Here is an 867-nt window from a genome sequence, read left to right as displayed (position 1 = left end):
TGTTGGTTGCAGCTTAAGCGAGCGTTAGTTTACCAATCAGAATAGCACCCTAGCTGAACATGCTAGGGTGTGGTAATTATCGCAAATGGTTTTGCGGTAATTGCGATTGTCCAAGAACTGCAACGACCAAAATAAAGCCGTCTTCTTTGGTAAAGTAAGCCGTGTGCTTGCCGATCGGGAAGTAAAAACCGTTTTGATATATATCGTTGCAGCTTCTACCTACTGCCGGGTTTTCAGCAAGCATCTGAAAACCAGTAAGAAGAGTGTCTTTATATGAGTTCCACTGCATCTGGGAAAAGTTTGTAACAGTATAATTTTTGATTTTGTGTAAATGAGCCTGTGCTAATTTACTTAGTTTATATTTGCTCTTGTGCATACTCTACTTACAACGCGCTTAAGAAATTTTCACCGTCAACTACATTGCCTTGGGCTAAGTCTGCTTTTGCAGCCTCAAAGCAATGTTTTATGTAATCAGCTTTCATAGCTTCAAGTTCTTCATAGTCTCTAATCGACATCACAACAACGGCATCTTTGTTGTTTTTACTAATTTTAACTGGCTCGCGTTGAGCGTTTAGAAGCAGTTCACCGAAATTACGTTTGGCATCATTTGCTGTTAATGTGTACATGGTTAAGCTCCAAGTCTGCAAGTACAGTATCATTATAAGGTATCGCTCTAAATGTGCAATTCAATTAAATCGTGCGATTTGTGTGAAAGGTAAACTAACAAAGCGTTTAAGACGGATTCCCAACGCTTGGCATTTTCGGCTTACTTTGGGTTAAGTGTTTATGTCACAATGGTTTAGGTAGGGTGGTAGGCGTTGCTCACCACTTAACGCGGCGTTAAGGCTCGCTGTGATTTGTTGGCTA

At 40.5% G+C, this 867-nt stretch carries 2 protein-coding genes; both read right to left on the bottom strand.

Features of this window, described 5'->3' with window-relative positions:
- Window positions 1-76: 76 nt before the first annotated feature.
- Window positions 77-376 carry a type II toxin-antitoxin system RelE/ParE family toxin gene (locus tag A1QO_RS04455; RefSeq protein WP_005592609.1) on the bottom strand — a complete coding sequence of 100 codons (300 nt, stop codon included), beginning with the start codon at window positions 374-376 and terminating at the stop codon, window positions 77-79.
- Window positions 377-383: 7 nt separating this feature from the next.
- Window positions 384-626: a type II toxin-antitoxin system Phd/YefM family antitoxin gene (locus A1QO_RS04450; protein ID WP_017039458.1), complete on the bottom strand. Its 243-nt coding sequence runs from the start codon at window positions 624-626 to the stop codon at window positions 384-386.
- Window positions 627-867: the final 241 nt, after the last annotated feature.

The organism is Vibrio genomosp. F10 str. ZF-129 (assembly GCF_000287055.2).
Lineage (GTDB): Bacteria > Pseudomonadota > Gammaproteobacteria > Enterobacterales > Vibrionaceae > Vibrio.
This window is presented reverse-complemented; position numbering and strand designations above follow the sequence as displayed.